The organism is Arachnia sp., from assembly GCF_057238465.1.
This window is the reverse complement of the sequence record NZ_DBHHFZ010000001.1, coordinates 348198-369460: the sequence shown is the minus strand read 5'-3', so window position 1 is coordinate 369460 and position 21263 is coordinate 348198. Positions and strand designations below refer to the sequence as shown.

Genomic DNA, 21263 nt, shown 5'->3' with positions numbered 1-21263 from the left:
AGCTCTTTTCCGGGTTCACAGGCTGTGGCCCTGACGGCGGACCAACAACACGAGCCACGGGGCCCCGACAAGCCCTGTGACCACACCAATCGGGACTTCGGCCGGGGCGAACGCGAGACGCGCGAACGCATCGGCCCAGACGAGGAAGAGACCGGCAGCCAGCGCGGAACCGAGCACCAGGAAGCGGTGGGCGGGACCTATGAAGGATCTGACCAGGTGGGGCACCACAAGGCCGACGAAACCGATGCCACCCGCGGTGGCGACGGCCAGGGCGATGGCCGCGGACACCGGGATCAGCAGCAGGATGCGGGCCCGGGCCGGTTCGATGCCAACGGCTTGGGCGGTACGGTCGCCGCTGGCCAGGGCGTCGAGGATCGGACCGCACAGCACCATCAGCACCGTGAGCAGCAACGCCGCGACCGTGATCACGGGTACCGAATCCCAACCGACCCGGGCCAGCGACCCGAGGGTCCAGAACATGACCGAACGGGCGGTTTCCGGTGAGTCGGAGGAAAAAATTATGAGATTGGTCAGGGCCTGGAACCCGAACCCAACCCCCAGGCCTCCGAGGATCAGCTGCAGCGGCGACTGGGTGCGTCCCGCTATCGCCAGTACCAGCATGGTGGCCAGCAACGCCCCGGCGAAGGCCATCACCCCGACGACGGTGGCAACAGAAGCGCCGACAATGATGATGGCGAAGGCGGCACCGGAGGACGCACCCGCGCTGACCCCCAGCACGTAGGGTTCGGCCAGGGCGTTGCGGACCACGGCCTGCAACACCACGCCCGAGACCCCGAGAATCGCGGCGACCGCCACCCCGGCGATGATCCTGGGCAGCCGCGTGTCCCAGACGATGGCGTCGATGGAGCGATCCCACGTGATCTGGACATCAAGTCCCGGTATGTGGCTGGCCAGGACACCGATGACCTCATCCAAGGGCACGGCAGCGGCCCCTATTACAACCGTGAGGGCCGGTGTGAGAAGCAGCGCCAACGCCAGCAGCGCTAGGCGCAGTCCAACCCCGGTACGGGACCGGAAACGGGCGGTGCGAGACATTGGGCGGCTTTCCGTTAGGGGGCCGTTGCGCGCGGCCGGTTCGCTCGCCCCAGTCAGCATTCGGACTGCGGGATTCTCCCTCACCGTTGCGCGTCAGTCCCGGATTCTCACCGGGTTCCCTGACCAGGACGGGTTGATCGTAACAGAAGCCATGAACCGCCAACACCCCGGGGGAGGTAACTTCGATCAGGCCTGTTGCCCGGGCTGATCGCCCGGGCGTGGCTCCGGTGAGACAATGGCCCCATGTTGCAGGGAGACGACCGAAAGGCGCATCGGATAGCGCTGGATCACATTGAGGCGTCGCTGCTCAACGGGAAGTACAAGGTTGGGGCGAAACTGCCCCCGGAACGCGACCTGGCCAGGGAGCTGGGTGTGAGCCGCGGCGCGGTCAGGGAGGCCATCCGGGTGCTGCAGGCCCAGGGAATCCTGGAATCCCATCCGGGACCGGGGCGTGGCACCCGCATCATCTCCGGGCACACGGAGGCGCTGGGTCGTTTGTTCCGGCTGCACGTCGCGCTGTCCTCCACCTCGGCCGCGGATTTGACGGATACCCGGGTGGCGCTGGAGCGCTCGACGGTGACCCTGGCGGCTCGTCACTGGGATGACGAGGCTCTCAACCGCATGGGCGAGCTGGTGGACCGGATGGATCAGGACACGGCCCTCGATTCCTTCAATGCGCTCGACACCGAGTTCCACGTCGAGATCGCCATCACCGCCCGGAACCCGTTCATCGGCGACCTGACCTCGGCCATCCGGGAGGCCCTGCGCGCCCCCATCCGGAACGCCTCCATGGCCATCGACGACTGGCAGGCCTTGCGCGACAACCTGTGCACCCAGCATCGCGGCATCTTCGAAGCGATCGAAAAACGCGACGGCGACGGTGCGGCCACCCTCATGGAGGAGCACATCCGCACCGCCTACCGCGCCCTCAAGCTGGGGATCTGAAAGTTCACACCAGCACCGCCACTGGCCTCGCGCCGTCACCGTCGGGACGGTACAGGGCGAGCAGTTCGCCCGCCGGGGAAAGGATCCCGGTCACTCCGGCGGGCACGGTCATGTCCAGGCGGCGTCCGAAACCCACGTCCGCGGCCCTTGCGGGATCCACCGTGACGCAGGGAAAGCTGCGCCTGGCAGCATCCGCCATGGACATCATCGCGGGGGGCTCCTCGCCCAGTTCTACGGCCACTGACAGGTCGTAATCACCGACCCGAGTGCGTCGGAGGGCGGTCAGGTGCCCGCCGACCCCGAGGGACTTCCCCAGGTCGCGGGCGATGGCGCGGATGTAGGTCCCGGAGGAACACTCGACGTCGATGTCCACGTCGAGGATGCCCTCCCCCGGGCGGAAGGCCAGCACGTCCAGACGGGTCACCTCCACCTCGCGCGCCTTCAGTTCCACAGCCATCCCGCGCCTTGCCAGGTCGTAGGCGCGTTTGCCGTTCACCTTGATCGCAGAAACCGCCGAGGGCACCTGTTGGATCCTGCCACGCAGCGAGGCGAGCGCCGGTTCCAGATCCTCCGGGACAATCCCGGATGCGTCAGCCACCGCTGTGATCTCACCGTCGGCGTCATCGGTCGTGGATCCCTGCCCGAGACGGACGGTGGCCAGGTAGCGTTTGTCGTGCAGGGCGAGGTGCCCCAGCAGCCGGGTTGCCCGGTTCACGCCGAGGATCAGCACCCCGGTGGCCATGGGGTCGAGGGTACCGGCGTGCCCGATCCTCCGGGTGCCGAGCAGCCGGCGGAGGCGCCCCACCACTTGGTGGGAGGTCACCCCCGCCGGTTTGTCGACGACTACGACACCGGATCCGGTGTTCACTCGTCCCCGTCGCCCGTGCGCGGTTTCCTGTAGGGGTCGGCATCACCCGCGAAGGATTTCCCCACCGCCTCGGCGGCAGCCTCGGCGTCCCGGGCCTGCGCCTTGGCCAGCAGGTCCTCAATGCTGCGGGCCGCCTCCGGGGTGGCGTCCAGCACGAAGGCGAGCGTCGGGGTGTGCCGCAGCTGGAGCTGCGACCCCACCGCCGTGCGCAACATGCCCGTGGCCGACGCCAGGGCAGCCGCGGTCCCCGCCCTGGCCGATTCGTCGCCCATGACCGTGTAGAACACGGTGGCCTCCCGGTTGTCGCCGGTGAGCCTCACGTCCGTGACGGTGACGAACCCCAGCCTGGGATCCTTGACCCTTCTTTCCAAGGTGGAAGCGAGAATCACCTTGATCTGATCCGCCAGCTTGGCGTTCCTGGGATTTGGCATCTGTCAGCTCCTGTCAGGACCTCTCGCGCTCGACCATCTCGAAGGTCTCGATGACGTCGCCGATGCGGATGTCGTTGTAGTTGCTCAGCGTCATGCCGCACTCGAAGCCCTCCCGAACCTCGGTGACGTCGTCCTTCTCGCGCCGCAGCGACGCGATGGAGGTTTCCGCCACCACCACGCCGTCGCGCAGCAGCCGGGCCTTCTGGTTCCGCTTGATGGAACCGTCGATGATCATGCAGCCCGCGATGTTTCCGAACTTGGAGGAGCGGAAGATCTCGCGGATCTCGGCCTGGCCGCGCACCTCCTCGGCGAAGATCGGTTTGAGCATGCCCTTGAGGGCCGACTCGATCTCGTCGATGGCGGCGTAGATGACCGAGTGGTAGCGGATGTCCACGTTCTCGCGGTCGGCGAGCTGGGCGGCATGGGCCGTGGCACGAACGTTGAAACCGATGATGACGGCCTTCGACGCCGCCGCCAGCGACACGTTGGTCTCGGTGATGGCACCGACACCGCGGTCGATGACGCGCAGGCTGACCTCGTCTCCGACGTCGATCTGCGAGAGCGCATCCTCCAAGGCCTCGACGGAGCCGGCCCCGTCGCCCTTGAGGATGAGCAGCAGTTCCTGGGTCTCGCCCTTCTGCAGCTCGTCGAACAGCTGGTCGAGGGTCTTGCGGCGGCTCGTCTTCGCCTGCTGCGCGGCACGCATGCGCGCCTCGCGCTTGTCGGCGATCTGCCGGGCCATCCGGTCGTCCTCGACGACCAGGAAGTTGTCGCCGGCCCCGGGAACCGAGGTCAGCCCCAGCACCTGCACGGGCATCGACGGCAGCGCCTCGTTGACGTTGTTGCCCTGGTCGTTGATGAGGGCACGCACACGGCCGTGCGCCGAACCGGCGACGATGGAGTCCCCGATCCGGAGCGTCCCGCGATGCACCAGCACGGTGGCGACCGGGCCACGTCCCTTGTCGAGGTGCGCCTCAATGGCCACCCCCTGGGCGGGCATGTCCGGGTTGGCACGCAGGTCGAGGGCGGCGTCAGCGGTCAGGATGATGGCCTCGAGAAGGCTGTCCAGGCCTTCGTGGGTGACGGCGGAGACGTCGACGAACTGCGTCTCGCCACCGTACTCCTCGGGCACCAGCCCGAACTCGGAGAGCTGGCCACGGACCCGCACCGGATCGGCGGTGGGTTTGTCGATCTTGTTGACCGCGACCACGACTGGCACATCGGCCGCCTTGGCGTGGTTGAGGGCCTCGATGGTCTGCGGCATCACACCGTCATCGGCCGCGATGACCAGCACCGCGATGTCGGTTGACTTGGCGCCCCGGGCACGCATGGCCGTGAACGCCTCGTGGCCGGGGGTGTCGATGAAGGTGATGGCGCGTTCCTCGCCGTCGACCTCGGTTTCGACCTGATAGGCACCGATGGCCTGCGTGATGCCGCCGGCCTCCCCCGCCACCACGTTGGTGTGGCGCAGCGCGTCGAGGAGTTTCGTCTTGCCGTGGTCGACGTGACCCATGACCGTGACAACCGGCGGGCGGGCCCTGAGGTCCTCCTCGCTGCCGATGTTCTCTCCGAACTCCAGGTCGAAGGATTCGAGCAGTTCACGGTCCTCGTCCTCGGGAGAGACCACCTCGATGTTGTAGTCCAGCTCGGCTCCCAGCACCTCGAGGGTGTCGTCGGCCACCGACTGGGTCGCGGTGACCATCTCACCCAGGTGGAACAGCACCTGCACCAGGGAGGCCGGCTCGACACCGATCTTCTCGGCGAGATCCGTCAGGGAAGCGCCGCGACGCAGCCGAACGGTCTGGCCGTCGCCCTTGCGGAGCCGCACACCACCGATGGTGGGGGCCTCCATCTGGTCGAACTCCTGCCTGCGCTGCTTCTTGGACTTGCGTCCGCGCCTGCCGCCGGCACCGCCGCGACCGAAGGCACCCTGGGTGCCACCACCACGGCCGCGACCGCCACCACGGCCCGGACCACCGGCCGGACCGCCCATCGGCGGACCACCGAATCCACCGCTGCTGGGACGTCCCTGCGCACCTGGGCGGCCACGCCCCGAACCACCGGAACGGCCCGAACCACGGACGGCCGCCTGGCCGAGGGTGGAGTTCTGGGTCTTGGGCATCATCGCCGGATTGGGGCGGGGCAGGCCGCCGGTGCCTCCGGGACGCGGCATCCGCTGATCGCCGCCCGGCCGGGAGCCCGAGTCACGCCGCTGCGAACCGGGGCGGCCGACACCCATCCCCTGGGAGACCGCGAACGGATTGTTACCGGGACGCGGAGTGCCGGGACGGCGTGCCGTGGAACCCGGGGTGGGTGCGGAACCGCCCGGGCGGGGCCCCGGCCGGGCACCGGGACGGGGCGTGGGGCCGTCCGAGGCCTTGGACGCGGGCCGGGTACCCCCGGGACGCGAACCCGTTCCGGGACGTGATGTGGTCCCGGGACGTGAGGAGCCGCCGGGACGCGGACTCGTTGGCTTGGGCGCCGCCCCCGGGCGGGGTGCTCCGGGTTTGGGACCCGGGCGGCCGGGGGAAGGCTTGGGACCCGGGCGTGCCGGCTCGGTCGGGGTGGGGGGAACCGCCGGGGTGGGGGTGGGCGCCCCGGGGGTTGCCACCGGCTTCGCAGCTGCAGGGCCGGAAGGGGTCCTGCCCTTGTTGGCCGAGGGACGCGGCGTCGGTTTCGCCGCGGAAGGTTTGGGGGCTGCGGGCTTGGCAGCAGGGGTTTCAGGTTTGGGCGCGAACGCTTCGCGCACCTTGCGCACCACCGGCGCTTCGAGGGTTGACGAGGCACTGGAAACGTACTCGCCCATTTCCGTGAGCTTCTTCAAGAGCTCTTTGCTTGTGATCCCGATCTCTTTCGCGATCTCGTGGACGCGGGGCTTGGCCACTACTCTCCTTCGTAAGGGCCATGAGCGCACGCGCGCGCCACTGGCCCACTAGCTGATTTGCTGGGTCATCTCATGTACTCATCGAGTGGTCATGAGCGTTAACTCACTTTCTGGGGGACGCGACCTGGAGGTCGCGCGTCAGGAATGGCCCCGTGGGTGCACGCAGGCCAACGAGGATTCTACCGCCCCCGCCGCTTCAGATGCCAACCGGAGGGGGCTGCGACAACCGGATGCGCAAAGACCCTGCCAGCACGGCACCCGGCCCGAACGCGCGACGCAGGGCCTGGCGTTTCTCCGCGAGCCGTAGACAACCCACGTGCAGGTAGGCGCCGCGCCCGGGGAGGCGGGGCCGTGTCGCATCCACGACCTCGTCGCCGATACGCACCAGACGCACCATCCGGGACTGGAGATCACGGTTCCGACATCCGATGCAGGTACGTTCCGGTTCCACGCCCCAAGCCTGTCACAACATCTCCCACGGTACCCGCAGGTTCACCACAGCCTCTTGACAGCCGCTCCCCCAACCCTTGTTCGGTGTGGCCGGAGGAGCCGGCCCGGAAAGGGAAACCAACGATGAAGAAACTTGTCGTCGGGGGCGCCGCCGTCCTCGCCACCGCGGGGATCGGCCTGGGTCTGACGCAATTGGCCAACGCGGATTCGAACTCCCCGAAACCCACCGAGAGCTCCAGCGTCTCCGTTGCGACGGGACAGGCGGGCAACCGGCAGGGCGGCTCCGTCGATGGGCAGCGCGGCGGCCCGGGCGGCGGCATGATGGGGTTGCGGGGTATCGACACCGCGGCGTTGGCCCAGAAGCTCGGTGTCGAGGAGTCCAAGTTGAACGAGGCGCTCCAGAGCCTCCGGCAGTCCCAGGGTCCCGGGGGTGCTCCCGGCCAGGGTCAGCTGTCCGGCAACGGCACCGGCCAAGCGACCGAGGGCGGCCAGGGACAGCTCCCGGCCGCCCCGCCCGGCGAGTCTGGAGCGGGTGACAGGGAAACGGAGATCGCGAAGGCTCTCGCCCAAGCGCTGGGGCTCGAGGAGTCGACGGTGACCACCGCCATCCAGGAGGTCAGGACCGAGGCGAACAAGAAGGTCCTGGATCAGGCCGTCTCCGAGGGGAAACTCACCCAGGCGGAGGCCGATGCGGTTGCGAAGGCCGCCGCGTCGGGAATCGCCGAGGTCCGCGGCGCGGGTGGCGGACCCCGGTGATCCCCGGGGTCAGGAATCGGTGGACTCCACGTCGGGTTGGATGTCGATCCGCCACCCCGTGAGCCTCGCCGCCAGTCGCGCGTTCTGCCCCTCACGCCCGATTGCCAGCGAAAGCTGGTAATCGGGCACGATGGCGCGGCAGGCGTGCGCGGCCTCGTTGGTCACGGTGACGGACAACACCTTCGCGGGGGACAGCGCCGCGGCGACGAAACGCCGGGGGTCCTCGGACCAGTCGACGATGTCGATCTTCTCGTCGCTGAGTTCGTTCGTGACGGCCCTGACCCGCTGCCCCATGGGTCCTATGCAGGCTCCCTTGGCAGAGACGTCGGGATTCTTGCTCGCCACCGCGATCTTGGACCGGTGACCGGCCTCGCGGGCCACCTCCTTGATCTCCACCACGCCCTGGGCGATCTCCGGCACCTCCAGTGCGAACAGCTTGCGAACCAGGTTCGGGTGGGTGCGTGAGACGACCACCTGCGGACCCCGCAACTCGCGCCTGACCGAGACCACGTAGACCTTGAGCCGTTTGCCGTGCGGGTATTCCTCCCCCGCCACCTGCTCCGCCTGCGGCATGATGGCCTCGAGGGAACCGAGATCGACCCGGACGGCACGGGAATCGCGATCGGCCTGGATGACACCGGTCAGGATGTCCCCCTCCGTACCGGAGAAGTGCCCGTATTTCTGATCGTCCTCCGCCTCCCGGATCCGCTGGAAGATCACCTGGCGGGCCGTCGCCGCGGCGACCCGCCCGAAATCGTCGGGGGTGTCGTCGTAGAAACCGATGACATTGTCGTCATCATCGAACTCGGGTGCCAGGACCGCCACCCTCCCGGTTTTGCGGTCGATCTCGACCTTCACCCCGCGAAGCGGATTGTCGGTTTTCTGGTAGGCGTTCAGCAGGGCGTCCTCAAGGGTTTTGATGAGGTAGTCCATCGGGATTTCCTTGTCGCGCTCAATTGCGCGCAGGGCTGCCAGGTCGATGTCCATGTCAGACCTCCTCCTCGTTTCCGGCTTCCTCGCCCGGCAGGGCGAATTCCTTCGGGGGGTTGAGCTCCACCTGCACCTGCGCCTTGCGCACCTGTTCGAACGGCACCTCGCGCCTGGTGCCGTCGACATCCAGTTCCACCTCGGTGTCGGTGACGCGCAGGATACGTCCCGTGCACTCCCCCTCCGTCAGGCTCAGGCGAACGAGCCGGCCCCGGTTGCGGCGGTAGTGTTTTGCCTCGGTCAGGGGTTTTCCGACGCCCCGGCTGGTCACCTCCAGGGTGTAAGAGGCATTGCCCACGACGTTCGAGGCGTCAAGAGCAGCCGATATTCGCGCCGATGCGGCGGAGATGTCATCCAGTACTGGGCCACACCCACGCGGTCCATCGCCATCGACGGTGATGCGCAGCAGGCGTCGCTTTCCGATTGGGGTCACTTCGAGGTTGTCCAACTCCAGCCCGGCTTCCGCCAGGATGGGCTCGACGAGCACCGCGAGCTGTTGTTCTTGCATGAAGGCTCCGATTCGGTTGTGGGCTCGGTTGTGGGAGCAATCCTACGTGGCGCGGAAGCTAGACTTCGGCTCATGCCCCTGACCCGCCGTCATCTGTTTGCAGGACTGGGAGCCCTGGTATTCACCTCCTGCGCACCTGAGCCAATGGTGGACAAACTTCCCATCGCCCCACCCAAACCAACCCAGGATCCGGGCGTGTCGGCGCTCTCAGCGGCAGTGACGGAACTGTCCGGGGCGGTCTCCCGGCAGTCCGATCCGTGGCGTGCCGCCGCCCTGGCCCAGACCTCCGCCTGGCAGGGACGTCTGCTGGCGACAGATCCCCTCGTCGGTGGTGAGCCGGTGTTCCCGGAGGCCTCGCCGTCCCCGTCCGCCTCGCAGGGCAGCGACCCGAGCGCCGATCTGACTGCCGCCACGAAGCTGGTGCTGGATGCAGCCACGAAGGTGCTCGGAGAGACACGGAACCAGCCCATGAGGCTGCTTCATCTCTCGGTCCTCCTGGCCGCCAAGGGCCTTGCGAATCCGGATTCACTTCCCGGCGAGGCCACGGGCGAGCCGTACCAGTACCAGGACATCACGGACAAGACCGCGCTCGGTACCGCGCTCACCCACGTCTGGGCGCTGTTGCAGGCCCTCGAGAAGGGACTGGGTTTCACACCGTCGAAGGACCCCCAGCACGCAGCCCTGCTGGCGCGGCACACCGAACTGAAGGGGCTTCGTGACCGGTTGATCGCGGCGCTGGGAACCGAACGGCCCCGCCAGGACGGGCACTACGAACTTCCGGTCATCACGGACGCGGCCACCCTCCAGACCGCCCGGGCGGAGTTGGAGCTGAAGCTGTTGAACGGCCTCGCGGGAGTGGTGGCCGCGGCCGGTGAGAAGGACTGGCTGGACGAGGCCCTGGCCCAGGTTCCCCGCGTCCAGGCGCTGGGCGGAAGGCTTCCGGCCTGGCCGGGCTGGGTGAACTCCTGACCCGGACGGGTTCAGCCTTCGGTGAGTTCCCGGACCGCAGCGACGGCATCGGCCACCGGCACCTCGCGTTTCTCCCCGGTGCGGCGGTTTCGGACCTCGACCAGCCCACCGGCAAGGCCCCGCCCGATCACGACGGCAACGGGCATTCCCAGCAGCTCCGCATCGGTGAACTTCACTCCGGGACTGGCCTTGCGGTCGTCGTAGAGGACATCAAGCCCGAGATCGGAGAGTTTCCCGGCCAGTTCCTCGGCGGCCTGGAACATTTCCTGGCCCTTGCCGGTGACCATTACCTGCACCTGGTAGGGAGCCAGTTCCACCGGCCACGAGAGCCCCTTGTCGTCGCAGGTGCCCTCCGCGACGGCAGCGACGAGACGGGAGATGCCGACTCCGTAGGAACCCATGGTCACGGTCACCAGTTTGCCGTTCTGGTCGAGAACCTTCAGGCCCAGCGCATCGGCGTACTTGCGGCCGAGCTGGAAGATGTGACCCACCTCGATGCCGCGTTCCAGGCTGAGGGGACCGGAGCCGTCAGGGGCGGGATCGCCCTCACGCACCTCGGCCACGTCGATGACGCCGTCGGGGGTGAAGTCGCGGCCCGCGACCAGGTGCATGACGTGGCGGTCCTGCTGATCGGCGCCCGTCACCCATTCGGTGCCGGTGACGACCCGGGGGTCGACGAGGTATCTCACCTTGGAGGGTGACTTCTCCCCCAGCGCACCGGGGCCGATGTAGCCCTTGACCAGCGACGGGTGGGCGGTGAAGTCGGTCTCCTCGAAGGGGGCGGCATCGGCGGGGGCCAGGGCGGCGGCGAGACGTCTGGCGTCGACCTCGCGGTCGCCCGGCAAACCAACCACCAACGGCCAGGTCTTCCCGTCGGGCTCGGTGACCTTGAGCACCACGTTCTTCAGGGTGTCGGCGGCGACCCATTCCCGGTCATCACGGGGATGGGTCGTGTTGAGCACATCCAGCAGGGATGCGATCGTCGGGGTCCCGGGGGTGTCGATGACGACGGCTTCAGGCACACCGCTGAAGTCGACGGGGGGAGGCGGGGTGACCTTAACGGCCTCCACGTTCGCGGCGTAACCTCCGGGGGAACGCACGAAACTGTCCTCCCCTGCGGGCAGCACGGCCTGGAACTCCTCGGAGGCGGAACCGCCCATGGCCCCGGATGTGGCCTTCACGATCACGTATTCCAGGCCGAGACGGTCGAAGATGCGGATGTAGGCGTCACGGCAGGCCCGGTAGCTGGCCTCGAGGCCCGCATCATCAATGTCGAAGGAGTAGGCGTCCTTCATGACGAATTCGCGTCCCCTGAGCAGCCCGGCGCGGGGGCGGGCCTCGTCGCGGTATTTCGTCTGGATCTGGTAGAGCATCAGGGGCAGGTCCTTGTAGGAGTTGCACAGATCGCTCACCAGGAGGGTGAACATCTCCTCGTGGGTGGGGCCGAGCAGCATGTCATTGCCCCGGCGGTCCTGCAACCGGAACAGGTTATCCCCGTACTCGGTCCAGCGGTTGGTGACCTCGTAGGGATCGCGGGGCAGCAATGCGGGGAACCGCACCTCCTGGGCCCCGGCGGCCTCCATCTCCTCCCGCACGATGCCCTCGATCTTCTGCATCACCTTCAGACCGAGCGGCAACCACGAGTACACCCCCGGCGCGACGCGACGGATGTATCCCGCCCGGACCAGCCACCGGTGGCTGGCGACCTCGGCATCCGCCGGGTCTTCGCGCAGGGTCCGAACGAACAACTGGCTGAGGCGCGTGATCACAGAGGTTCCTTCCTGTCCGAGACGGGAGAACTCTACCGCCCGGTTGCCCCGATCCGGTCATGTTCCGGGGCAACGACCAGGACGTCTCGTCAGTAGTGAACCGTTGACAACGACCCGACCTCCTGGAATCCCAGCCGCTCGTAGAGCCGGATGGCGGGGGTGTTGAAATCGTTCACGTAGAGACTGATGACCGGATGGTGTTCCTGGGCCTGGGTCAGCATTCCGGACAGCAGCGCCGCCGCCTGTCCCCTGCCCCGCAGCGACGGCTCCAGCCACACCCCCTGGAGCTGCGCGTGATCCCCTACCCTGGGACCCAGGTCCGCCTTGAACACCACCCGGCCGTTGTCCACCACACCCCAGGCATCCCTCGACCTGAGACGCTCCTTCACGTGGGCGTCGTACCCCGGTCCGTGTTTGTAGGGGGAGGCCCCTATCTCGTCGGTGTACATGGCGATGGATGCCGCCAGGTAGGAGTCGAAGTCCCGGGTGGTCAGTTGCCGCACACGCGGGTCGGGAACCACCAGCGGCGGGCCCGTGAGCGCCATCAGGGGCTGGCGCTGCCTCACGTTCACCACGTTCATCCAGTCACCGCGGAATCGAGTGGTCAATCCCAGGTACAGGCCGAGCGCCATCATGCTCGGGCCGAGGATGGACGCGCAATGGCGCCTTTCCCCGACTGCACTGACGAAGGCGGGAATCGCCTCCGGGTCGACACCGGCGGGAAACAGCGTGCCGCCGTCCATGCAGACCGCTGTCAGCTGCCCGTCCCGTTCGAAGCCGTGGAAGAGCCCGAGCACGTTTTCGTCGACACCGTACTGGTGCAGTTTGTGGGTCAGGAAGAGATTCTCGACGGGGCGCTGCAGAAGGAACTCCTGAATGGCCCACAGGTCCTGTGGGCCAAGGGTTCGCAGCCTCGTCGTCATGTCAGGAAACCGATATCTGGGGCTCACCCACCTCGTTCATCTCGGCCGCGATCCGGTGGGCCTCGGTGAGGAGGGTTTCCACGATCTGATCCTCCGGGACGGTCTTGATGACCTCGCCGCGCACGAAGATCTTGCCCTTCCCGTTGCCGGAGGCCACACCCAGGTCGGCCTCACGGGCCTCGCCGGGACCGTTCACCACGCATCCCATGACGGCCACCCGCAGCGGGGCCGTCATGCCCTCCAGGCCCTTCGTCACCTCTTCCGCGAGGGTGTACACGTCCACCTGGGCGCGTCCACACGACGGGCAGGAGACGATGTCCAGTTTCCGGGGCCGCAGGTTGAGGGATTCCAGGATCTTGGTGCCGACCTTGACCTCCTCGACGGGCGGAGCGGACAGAGAGACCCGAATGGTGTCGCCGATACCCTCGCTGAGCAGCGCCCCGAAGGCCACCGACGACTTGATGGTGCCCTGGAAGGCCGGACCGGCCTCCGTCACACCCAGGTGCAGGGGGTACTCGCACGCCTCCGCGAGCAGTTCGTAGGCGCGAACCATGACCACGGGATCGTGGTGTTTCACGGAGATCTTGAAGTCATGAAAACCCACCTGCTCGAACAGGGAAGCCTCCCACATCGCCGACTCGACGAGCGCCTCCGGCGTGGGTGACCCGTACTTGGCCAGCAGCCGCTTGTCGAGGGATCCGGCATTGACGCCGATTCGCAGCGACACCCCGGCCTCGGTTGCCGCCTTGGCGATCTCCGCGACCTTGTCGTCGAACTGTTTTATGTTGCCGGGGTTGACGCGCACCGCGGCGCAGCCCGCGTTGATGGCGGCGAAGACGTATTTCGGTTGGAAGTGGATGTCGGCGATCACCGGTATCTGCGATTTCATGGTGATGATCGGGAGCGCCTCCGCGTCGTCGGCGCTGGGAACCGCGACCCTGACGATGTCGCAGCCGGCGGCGGTGAGCTCGGCTATCTGTTGCAGTGTGCCGTTGATGTCGGTGGTCTTGGTGTTGGTCATCGACTGCACGGAAATCGGTGCGTCGCCTCCCACATGGATTGACCCGACCTTGATCTTGCGGGTTTTCCTACGGGGCGCGAGCACCTTCGCAGGTGCTGCGGGCATGCCAAGGCTCACAGTCATGAGGCCAGATTACTAACCACCGGACATTGGGGTTGAATATCCGTGTGAAGACCCTCATTCTCGGCGGCACCAAAGAGGGCCGCGACCTGGCAGAGCTTCTCGTGGCGGACGGTCACGAGGCCATCACTTCCTTGGCCGGACGGGTTCGCAAACCGGCCCACATAGCAGGCGAGGTGCGGGTCGGCGGTTTCGGTGGCGTGAGCGGACTGGCCGACTGGCTGGTGGGCAACGGGATCGACCGGGTGATCGACGCCACCCACCCCTTCGCCGAACGGATCAGCGCCAATGCCGTGGCGGCCTGCCGGAGGACCGGGACACCGCTGCTGCGGATCTCCAGGCCCAGCTGGGCCTCGCACCCGCTGGCCGGCACCTGGACCTGGGTGGACTCCCACGACGAGGCGTCCCGGGAAGCCGCCGGATACGAGAAGGTGCTGCTGACGGTCGGCAAACAGTCGCTGGACCATTACCGGAACCTGCCGGACGTCGCGGCCCGCATGGTGGAACTCCCCGAGGAGCCGCTTCCCGGCTCGTGGCGGCCACTGCTGGAACGCGGCCCGTTCACCGTCGACTCCGAGAAGGAACTGCTGCGCGATCTGGGGGTCGATGTGTTGGTCACGAAGGACTCGGGCGGTTCCCTGACCGAGGCGAAACTGACCGCCGCCGCCGACCTGGGGGTGCGGGTGATCATGGTGCGCCGCGCCCCTGTCCCGAAGGACGTGCCGCAGGTGGCGACCCCGCGGGAAGCCCTCGCGTGGGTCAACAGGACTTCATGACCCCGGTTCGCATGAGGTCGATCAGCACAGGCATGGCGGATGACGGATTGGGCCCCACCCTTCCAGCGGCCAAGTCGGGATCTGCTCTGCGAGCCCTCTCCACTGCCTGTGGGTGATTGTGGATCGGGAAACGCCGGTTGAGATGCTTGCCGGACATGATGTCTTCTTTCCTCACGCGCCGATCCAGTTCCTTGGTTCCTTCAACAGATCTCAGGTCGGTCACGTGCCACACCAGCCAGACCTCAAATTTGAGATTGCTGACAAGAACCTTGATGCCGTCTCGCGACGCTTCTCTGAGACATTCATCGAGGTCGGTGTGCTGGTCCACGTCGAGCAGCAGACAGCACCAGTCGAATGGTTCTGAGTTTCGCTTTGCCTGTTTCACCTCCTTGCGTGCACGACTGAGAACCCGCATGGGGGACTGCCCGACCCCAACCGTCTTCACGCTGACCTGTCCGCCACGAAAGTGCCGTTTGAGCATATCGACATACTGGGGTTCCGTACAGGTTCCCTCGGTCACCACCAGTCCTCGCTTACGCAGTGCCCGCTTGGGACGCCGAGCAGCCATCAGCCCGCGTCCTGAACCGCGGATGGTTCCCCATCAAGGTCAAGCACCCGCCCCAGGAAACTGGGTGCCAGCGAGGGAACCCCGCCATAGCGGCCGCTCAAGTAGCGTTTCGCCACATTGGCTCCCTTGTGACGGGGGAAATCAGCAAGTGAGTACAGCTCGCTGGCCCCGTCGTTCCCCTTCTCCGTCAGCCAGATCTGCTCCGGCTCCAACTTCACGCTGCTCTGCGGGGATATCAGATAGGAGTCGTGCGTGGTACAGATCAGCTGGGCCCCAAGAGGGTTCTTCTGTTCATCCGCGAAGAACCCGATCAACATCTCCACCAGATGGGGATGAAGACTTGAATCGATTTCATCGACAACCAGCACGCCCCCCTGCTGAAGGGTCACCACCGCTGGGACCACCAGCGCGAGCCAAGCCACGGTTCCTGCGCTCTCTCGCTCGAGGGACAACCTTCCCGGCCGCGACCCATCCCCCTGATGCTCGAACCAGAGATTTCTCACCACATCGTCCAAGAAGCCGGGGAAGTCCTCTTCACTCTTGACGAGGTCGCCGGCACCAAACAGTTTCTGCTGCGCCAAGTTCAGATGCCGCTGGACCTCCAGCAGTTCGGGCGGAAGCACTTCTTCATCAAGACCGGCATCGACAATACCGATATCCGCCATCTGCAAGAGAGAAACAACATATTCCCTGGAAGATTCTCCGGCACCCTCAGGGCTCAAAAGTATTTCTGCCAAGTTCTTGGCCGTGCTGCGTCTATGGTCTTCACCAAGCGGCAGCACCATGACGCCTCCCAGAAGCCCACCGGCAATCTTTTCCAGACCTCCCCGCCCCAGTTGCAAAGCCCTACTGAGTACAAGCTCACGCTTGGCGACCGGCCCAATCGGCCCAAGATCCGGGTGCAATTTCACCGTTCCGGTGGAGTCTCGCAGCAACAGACGCCTGCGACGAGCACCGGGGAGATCGAACAACGACTCACTCACCACTCCTTCGTCGTCAATCTCGAAGCGATACTGGTGGCGCACCCCATCGAGCACGAAATCAAAAGCGAATTCGCTGCTGGCTGACATGCTGGAATCATCCAGCGCAAAGGCATCCCGCGGCATCGTTTTCTGGTTCAGCCACCCCGAAGCCGACATCTTGATGGCGGACCTCGCGTACCACAGGGCATCGACGATCGCCGACTTGCCAGATGCATTCGCCCCCAGGATCGCCGCCACCGGGTAGGTCTGGTCCTGCCAGGTTTCCCCCTCTCTGGGACGGAGGGTGCGGAAGGACGGCCTGGTGAGGTCCAGGACGGCTTCGTCGCGCAGGCTGCGATGGTTCCGCACAGAGAAACTGAGTAGCAGCATAACGGCATCCTACGCCGGAACCAGCTGTCGAGCGTAAAATTTACGCAGAACGCTCCTTTCAAGGCTATTCGCAGTTGGCCGCGGCGCCTTGACTGGCCAAGTGGAGTTGCCACGCCCGGGTGGGTACCATGCAGCAGGATACGGGTTTGGCAGTGCTGGTTGTTGCGGTATCACACCCCGGCACCAAAGAACGTTCCACAGGTGGCGACCCCGCGGGAAGCCCTCGCATGGGTCAATGAAGCACCCGCATGACAAGCCCCGGGGAGGGCGCGGGGCATGCACTGAGAGGACACGCCGCCATGAGCTTCAACACTCGGTTTGCCCTCACCGACCAATATGCGCATACTTATATTCATGCCCAGCAAGAACGTGTACGTCGCCGAGTCCGACCTGCCCATGTTCGAGCGGGCATCTCACCTGGCCGGTGGGATGTCGGCCGCCGTCGCCGCGGGTTTGAGGCTGTACCTGGCGCAGCATGAGAAGAACCGGGAAGGAGCGGGCATGGAAACCATTGAACTCAAGGTGGACGACGGTGGCGTCGTGAGAACGAAACGCTTCTCCGGTCGGCTCTTGCTCCGCCGGAAGCAGAACGAGGGACTGCGCACACGCACCTTCAGCGTCTACGCCACGGCGCGTGGGCAGTATGCCGTGCACACACGCGACGAGCCGGACTGGTCCAGGATGTCCGCCGAGGACGACAACTCCCCCCTGTGGGAGAACCAGGAAACCTGGGAAGGCGAGTGGTGGAACACGAAACACCGTGAGCTGCACGTCTTCCGGGACATCACCGGAATGCGCGGCGAGATGCCTGACTACCTGATCGACGAGATCGAGCGAGCGGAATCCCAACCCATGGTCGAGGATCTGGACATCTGACCGGCTGTACCGACCGGAGACGGCCTCGGCGCGTTCCTCAGGCCCCGAGACCCGCGACCTCCCCGATGATCGTGACGGCCGGGGGACGCACTGCCTCCGCCTTCGCGATCTCCGCGATCTCACCGACGGTGGAGCGCAGCACCCGCATCTGGGGCAGGCCGGCGTTCTCCACCATGGCCGACGGGGTTTGCGGATCCAGGCCGGCCTCGATCAGGCGTTCGGTGATCCGGGGCAGGTGGAGCACCCCCATCATGATCACGAGGGTCATACCGGAACCGGCCAGGCGATCCCAGTCGATGTCGCAGCGTTCGTCGCCCGGGGGAACGTGTCCGCTGACCACGGTGTAGCCCTGCGTGATGCCGCGTTGGGTGACCGGGATCCCCGCCAGCCCGGCACCGGCGATGGACGAGGAGACACCGGGCACGTAGCTGACGGGAACGCCCGCGGCGACACAGGCCAGCCATTCCTCGTAGCCGCGTCCGAAGACGAACGGATCGCCGCCCTTGAAGCGCACCACGACCCTGCCCGCCAGGGCCTGCTCGACGAGGATCTCGTTGATCCTTTCCTGCGGGGTGAACTCGCCGCGCGGAATCTTCCCGACGGGAATGATCTCCGCATTCTTCCCGGCCTCGGCCAGGAGGGCCTCCGGGACCAACCGGTCGGTGACGATCACATCGGCGTCGCGCAGGGCCTTCAACCCGGCAACCGTGATCAGGTCCGGATCGCCCGGACCGGCACCAACGAGAACGACACGACCGCTCATTCCATCTCCTTGCCCAGCGCGTCGATCAAACGGGCCCGAAGCCCGGGTTCAGGAACGCGCACCCTGAACCATTCAGAATCCAGCCCCGGGAAGGTATCACCTCGACGCACCCCGAGCCCACACGCCCTCAATTTCTCACGCAGCCCGGCCGGTCCCCGGACCAGCAGGAACGGGGCATCGGAATCGACGACGTGCAACCCCAGGGCCCGCAGATCCGCGGTCAGGGCGTCACGGTCATCCCGGAGTTCTTCCTGCCAGCGTTGCGTCTCGGAGCGCGCCCTGTCGGAGCAGACCGCGCGGATGGCCGCCAGCGCGGGACTCGATACCGCCCAGGGAGTTTGAATCCGCCGGAGAGCCGCGATCAGGGTGGGATCGCCGATGACGTAGCCGACCCGCAGCCCCGCCAGCCCCCAGGTCTTGGTGAGCGAGCGCAGCACGAGCACCCCGGTCAGGTCACCACCGAGCAGCGACTGCGACTCCCCCGGCACCGCGTCCATGAACGCCTCGTCGACCACCACCACCCGGCCCGGCCTGATCAGCCGCCTGATCTGATCGGCGGGATGCAGCACCCCGGTCGGGTTGGTCGGGTTCCCGACGAACACCAGATCGGCCGCCTCCGGGACCCGTTCCACATCCAGCCGGAATCCGTCCTCCGGCCAGAGCAGTACCCGTTGCGGCACCACCCCCGCGGCTCGAAGCGCGGCCTCGGGTTCGGTGAACTGCGGATGGATCACCGCGGGATGCCGGTGCCGCAACCCGCGGGCGACGAGGGTGAACGCCTCCGCCACCCCGGCGACGGGCAGCACGCAACCCGGTTCGGTCCCGTGCCATGCGGCGAGCACGTCGATGGTCTCCCCTGTTTTCGGGTAGGGAGCCAGTTCCACGGCCCCGAGCTCCGTCAGCAGCCACTGCGGAGGGGACGTCAGACGGACGTTCACGGCCAGGTTCTCGATGCCGTCCGCGAGTTCCGCATCGCCGTGGTGGTCCAGGTCGAAGTCCCCCGGGGATGCGGCACTGCGCGGCACGATTCCCGCACCTGCTGCGGGGTCCGGCCGGTGGGCGTGGACCGCATCGGCGAACCTCTGGGCCAGCTGGGGATGCCCGGCCCAGTGAACGTGCAGATAGGAGGCGTGCACATTGCCCCGGGTCCAGCCGTCGGTCCTGGGCCCGTCGGGGGTCTCCCAGGCCCAACCGGGTTCGCTGCCGGGCGGGAACTGGGTCGTGGTGCGGTGGAACTCGTGTCCGGTGATCTCCTCTCCGGACCGCGCGTAGAAACCGTCCCGGGTCGTAGTGGCTCTCCGGTACCCGAGGGTCAGTCGCGGACCCATGGCCGCCACCCCGGGAATCGCCCCGACCATGCCGGTGGCGTCGACGCTGCCGGACAGGTACAGCATCCCGGCGCACTCCGCCACCACCGGCCCCCCGGAGGCCACGAAGTCCGCGATCTCCCGACGCAGATCGGCCCGTGAGGCCAGGGCTGCCGCGTGAACCTCGGGAAACCCTCCCCCCAGGTAGATGCCCGCGGTGTTCTCCGGCAGCCGGTCGTCGACGGCGGGGTCGAAAACCTGCACCCGGCAGCCCGCGGCCTCGAGCAGTTCCACGGTCTCCGGGTAGCGGAACGTGAAGGCCCTGCCACCCGCGACCGCAACCACGGGCCTGCGTTCGCTCGGGGGGGTGACCTCAGCAGCCGGGTTCCATGCGGTGGCGTCCAGTTCCGGGGCGGACCGCGCCACCGCGATCAGCGCATCCAAGTTGATGTGCGCGCCGACCTGGGAGGCCAGCCGTTCCATGGTCGCGTTCGCATCGGCCCGTTCCTCCACGGGAACCAGTCCGAGGTGCCGCGAGGGCGCTTCGATGGAGGTGTCTCGGGGCAGTACCCCGAGGATCGGCAGCCCCGTTCTTTCAAGGGCGGACAGCACCTCGTCGCGGTGCCTCGGAGAGGCCACCTTGTTGACGATCACCCCCGCGAAGTTCAGCGCGGGGTCGTAGTGGGTCAGACCGAGCGCGACCGCGGCGACGGAACGCGAGGTGTGGGAGGCGTCCAGGCACAGCACTATCGGGGCATCGACGAGTGTGGCGACATGCGCCGTCGATCCGAAACCGCGGGTGCCGAGCTGCCCGTCGAACAGGCCCATCACGCCCTCGATCACGGAGATCTCGGCTCCCCGGGCGCCGTGGGCCAGCAGGGGCACCACCCGCTGCTCCCCCACCAGGAACGGATCCAGGTTGCGCCCCACCCGTCCCGAGGCGAGCGCGTGGTAACCCGGGTCGATGAAATCGGGACCCACCTTGAAACCCTGGACCGCCGTCCCGCGGGCGGCCAGCGCCGCGATGATCCCGGTCGTGATGGTGGTCTTGCCCTGCCCCGACGCCGGAGCGGCCACGACGAAACGGGGAAGGCTCACCATTCGATCCCCCTCTGGCCCTTCTGACCCTCGTCGAAGGGGTGTTTGATCTTGGTCATGTTCGTGACCAGGTTCGCCACTTCCAGGACCGGTTCGGGGCAGCGGCGTCCAGTGATGACGATGTGCTGGAACCCGGGCCGGTTCGTCAGGGTCTCCACCACCTCGTCGACGTCGATCCAGCCCCATTCCATCGGGTAGGTGAACTCGTCGAGGACGTAGAGCCCGTGGGTCTGCTCCGCCAGTCGGCGTTTCACCTCCCCCCAGCCGTCACGGGCGGCCCGGGCGGGATCATCCTCGGAGGTCTTTCGAGCCCAGGACCATCCGGACCCCATCTTGTGCCATTCGACGGCACCTCCCTGGCCGGTTTCCTCGTGCAACTTCCCCAGGGCCTCGAAGGCGGCCTGTTCGCCGATCCGCCACTTCGCCGACTTCACGAACTGGAAGACCCCAATACTCCATCCCTGGTTCCAGCCGCGCAGCGCCAGCCCGAAGGCCGCCGTGGACTTTCCCTTTCCCTCGCCCTGGTTGACGATCACCATGGGCCGGTTCCTGCGCTGCTTGGTGGTAAGCCCGTCGTCGGGCACGGTTTCCGGGTTTCCCTGGGCCATCAGGCCACCTCCTCGGTCTGTCGGCTGCGGCGAACCGCATCGGTGAGAGCCTGAACCAGGCTGGGTTTCTCACCTCGCGTGAAGGTGCCGCCGACCGCTGGGAAATTGCTGGCCGGGCTCAGGGCATGCGCCATGTCCTCGGCACCGAATGCCGCGGTGAATGGGAGCTTCATGTGATTGGGGTATGCCTTCCTGTGGGTCCGCGCCCACGTCGCAGTTGGCTGGGTC

Annotated in this window: 21 protein-coding genes; 5 read left to right on the top strand and 16 right to left on the bottom strand. The window is 66.9% G+C overall.

The genetic code is table 11. The features are described 5' to 3' along the window. Positions 1 to 15: 15 nt before the first annotated feature. Complete coding sequence (locus ACO6D6_RS01700; protein WP_484782731.1) at positions 16 to 1056, bottom strand: FecCD family ABC transporter permease; 1041 nt, start codon at positions 1054 to 1056, stop codon at positions 16 to 18. Positions 1057 to 1299: 243 nt separating this feature from the next. Here ACO6D6_RS01700 and ACO6D6_RS01695 point away from each other — a divergent pair, with 243 nt between their 5' ends. Then, complete coding sequence (locus ACO6D6_RS01695; protein ID WP_484782730.1) at positions 1300 to 2001, top strand: FadR/GntR family transcriptional regulator; 702 nt, start codon at positions 1300 to 1302, stop codon at positions 1999 to 2001. Positions 2002 to 2005: 4 nt separating this feature from the next. Here ACO6D6_RS01695 and truB read toward each other — a convergent pair whose 3' ends face one another. The 4 genes from truB to ACO6D6_RS01675 all read right to left on the bottom strand — a co-directional run bounded on the left by truB (position 2006) and on the right by ACO6D6_RS01675 (position 6635). Next, entirely contained in the window at positions 2006 to 2869 is an 864-nt protein-coding gene (truB, locus tag ACO6D6_RS01690; protein ID WP_484782729.1) for a tRNA pseudouridine(55) synthase TruB, read from the bottom strand. Then, positions 2866 to 3300, bottom strand: coding sequence for a 30S ribosome-binding factor RbfA (gene rbfA, locus ACO6D6_RS01685; RefSeq protein ID WP_484782727.1), 435 nt, complete (start codon positions 3298 to 3300; stop codon positions 2866 to 2868). The genes truB and rbfA overlap by 4 nt, the downstream gene beginning before the upstream one ends. A gap of 13 nt (positions 3301 to 3313) precedes the next feature. Beyond that, positions 3314 to 6184 (bottom strand): translation initiation factor IF-2, encoded by a 2871-nt coding sequence (infB, locus tag ACO6D6_RS01680; protein ID WP_484782725.1) that lies wholly within the window; start codon positions 6182 to 6184, stop codon positions 3314 to 3316. A 196-nt stretch (positions 6185 to 6380) separates the two neighbouring features. Then, positions 6381 to 6635, bottom strand: coding sequence for a YlxR family protein (locus tag ACO6D6_RS01675; protein WP_484782723.1), 255 nt, complete (start codon positions 6633 to 6635; stop codon positions 6381 to 6383). A 122-nt stretch (positions 6636 to 6757) separates the two neighbouring features. Here ACO6D6_RS01675 and ACO6D6_RS01670 point away from each other — a divergent pair, with 122 nt between their 5' ends. Continuing rightward, a complete protein-coding gene (locus ACO6D6_RS01670) occupies positions 6758 to 7390 on the top strand; it encodes a hypothetical protein (RefSeq protein ID WP_484782721.1) in 633 nt (210 codons plus the stop codon). 9 nt (positions 7391 to 7399) lie between these two features. Here the strand turns inward: ACO6D6_RS01670 and nusA are convergent, their stop codons facing one another. Beyond that, complete coding sequence (nusA, locus tag ACO6D6_RS01665; protein ID WP_484782719.1) at positions 7400 to 8377, bottom strand: transcription termination factor NusA; 978 nt, start codon at positions 8375 to 8377, stop codon at positions 7400 to 7402. A 1-nt stretch (position 8378) separates the two neighbouring features. Continuing rightward, entirely contained in the window at positions 8379 to 8885 is a 507-nt protein-coding gene (gene rimP / locus ACO6D6_RS01660) for a ribosome maturation factor RimP (RefSeq protein WP_484782718.1), read from the bottom strand. 195 nt (positions 8886 to 9080) lie between these two features. On the opposite strand from rimP, the gene ACO6D6_RS01655 reads away from it, so the two are divergent. Continuing rightward, the gene (locus ACO6D6_RS01655; protein ID WP_484782716.1) at positions 9081 to 9854 is read left to right on the top strand and encodes a hypothetical protein; all 774 of its coding nucleotides are present in this window, start codon (positions 9081 to 9083) and stop codon (positions 9852 to 9854) included. A gap of 11 nt (positions 9855 to 9865) precedes the next feature. On the opposite strand, the gene ACO6D6_RS01650 is transcribed toward ACO6D6_RS01655, so the two are convergent. From ACO6D6_RS01650 to ispG, 3 genes are all read right to left on the bottom strand, one after another. Beyond that, positions 9866 to 11623 carry a proline--tRNA ligase gene (locus tag ACO6D6_RS01650; RefSeq protein ID WP_484782714.1) on the bottom strand — a complete coding sequence of 586 codons (1758 nt, stop codon included), beginning with the start codon at positions 11621 to 11623 and terminating at the stop codon, positions 9866 to 9868. 89 nt (positions 11624 to 11712) lie between these two features. Continuing rightward, positions 11713 to 12546, bottom strand: a complete 834-nt coding sequence (locus tag ACO6D6_RS01645; RefSeq protein ID WP_484782713.1) for a GNAT family N-acetyltransferase — start codon at positions 12544 to 12546, stop codon at positions 11713 to 11715. A gap of 1 nt (position 12547) precedes the next feature. Next, the gene (gene ispG / locus ACO6D6_RS01640; protein WP_484782711.1) at positions 12548 to 13690 is read right to left on the bottom strand and encodes a flavodoxin-dependent (E)-4-hydroxy-3-methylbut-2-enyl-diphosphate synthase; all 1143 of its coding nucleotides are present in this window, start codon (positions 13688 to 13690) and stop codon (positions 12548 to 12550) included. Between the two features lie 44 nt (positions 13691 to 13734). Here ispG and ACO6D6_RS01635 point away from each other — a divergent pair, with 44 nt between their 5' ends. Beyond that, on the top strand, positions 13735 to 14463 hold the full coding sequence (locus ACO6D6_RS01635; RefSeq protein WP_484782710.1) for a cobalt-precorrin-6A reductase: 729 nt from the start codon (positions 13735 to 13737) through the stop codon (positions 14461 to 14463). Here the strand turns inward: ACO6D6_RS01635 and ACO6D6_RS01630 are convergent. Both ACO6D6_RS01630 and ACO6D6_RS01625 read right to left on the bottom strand, forming a co-directional pair. Further along, positions 14447 to 14983, bottom strand: coding sequence for an RloB family protein (locus ACO6D6_RS01630; protein WP_484782709.1), 537 nt, complete (start codon positions 14981 to 14983; stop codon positions 14447 to 14449). The genes ACO6D6_RS01635 and ACO6D6_RS01630 overlap by 17 nt on opposite strands. A gap of 47 nt (positions 14984 to 15030) precedes the next feature. Then, positions 15031 to 16383: an AAA family ATPase gene (locus tag ACO6D6_RS01625; RefSeq protein WP_484782707.1), complete on the bottom strand. Its 1353-nt coding sequence runs from the start codon at positions 16381 to 16383 to the stop codon at positions 15031 to 15033. A 354-nt stretch (positions 16384 to 16737) separates the two neighbouring features. On the opposite strand from ACO6D6_RS01625, the gene ACO6D6_RS01620 reads away from it, so the two are divergent. Beyond that, positions 16738 to 17259 (top strand): EXLDI protein, encoded by a 522-nt coding sequence (locus ACO6D6_RS01620; protein ID WP_061787196.1) that lies wholly within the window; start codon positions 16738 to 16740, stop codon positions 17257 to 17259. Between the two features lie 37 nt (positions 17260 to 17296). Here ACO6D6_RS01620 and cobA read toward each other — a convergent pair whose 3' ends face one another. Genes cobA through ACO6D6_RS01600 form a run of 4 tightly spaced genes read right to left on the bottom strand, consistent with a single transcriptional unit; the run spans position 17297 to position 21208 of the window. Continuing rightward, on the bottom strand, positions 17297 to 18022 hold the full coding sequence (cobA, locus tag ACO6D6_RS01615; protein ID WP_484782706.1) for a uroporphyrinogen-III C-methyltransferase: 726 nt from the start codon (positions 18020 to 18022) through the stop codon (positions 17297 to 17299). Next, entirely contained in the window at positions 18019 to 20430 is a 2412-nt protein-coding gene (cobBC, locus tag ACO6D6_RS01610) for a bifunctional hydrogenobyrinic acid a,c-diamide synthase/histidinol phosphate aminotransferase CobBC (RefSeq protein ID WP_484782704.1), read from the bottom strand. Before cobBC ends, cobA begins: the two co-directional genes overlap by 4 nt. Beyond that, entirely contained in the window at positions 20424 to 21035 is a 612-nt protein-coding gene (gene cobO, locus ACO6D6_RS01605) for a cob(I)yrinic acid a,c-diamide adenosyltransferase (protein ID WP_484782702.1), read from the bottom strand. The genes cobBC and cobO overlap by 7 nt, the downstream gene beginning before the upstream one ends. After that, a complete protein-coding gene (locus ACO6D6_RS01600) occupies positions 21035 to 21208 on the bottom strand; it encodes a hypothetical protein (protein WP_484782700.1) in 174 nt (57 codons plus the stop codon). The genes cobO and ACO6D6_RS01600 overlap by 1 nt, the downstream gene beginning before the upstream one ends. Positions 21209 to 21263: the final 55 nt, after the last annotated feature.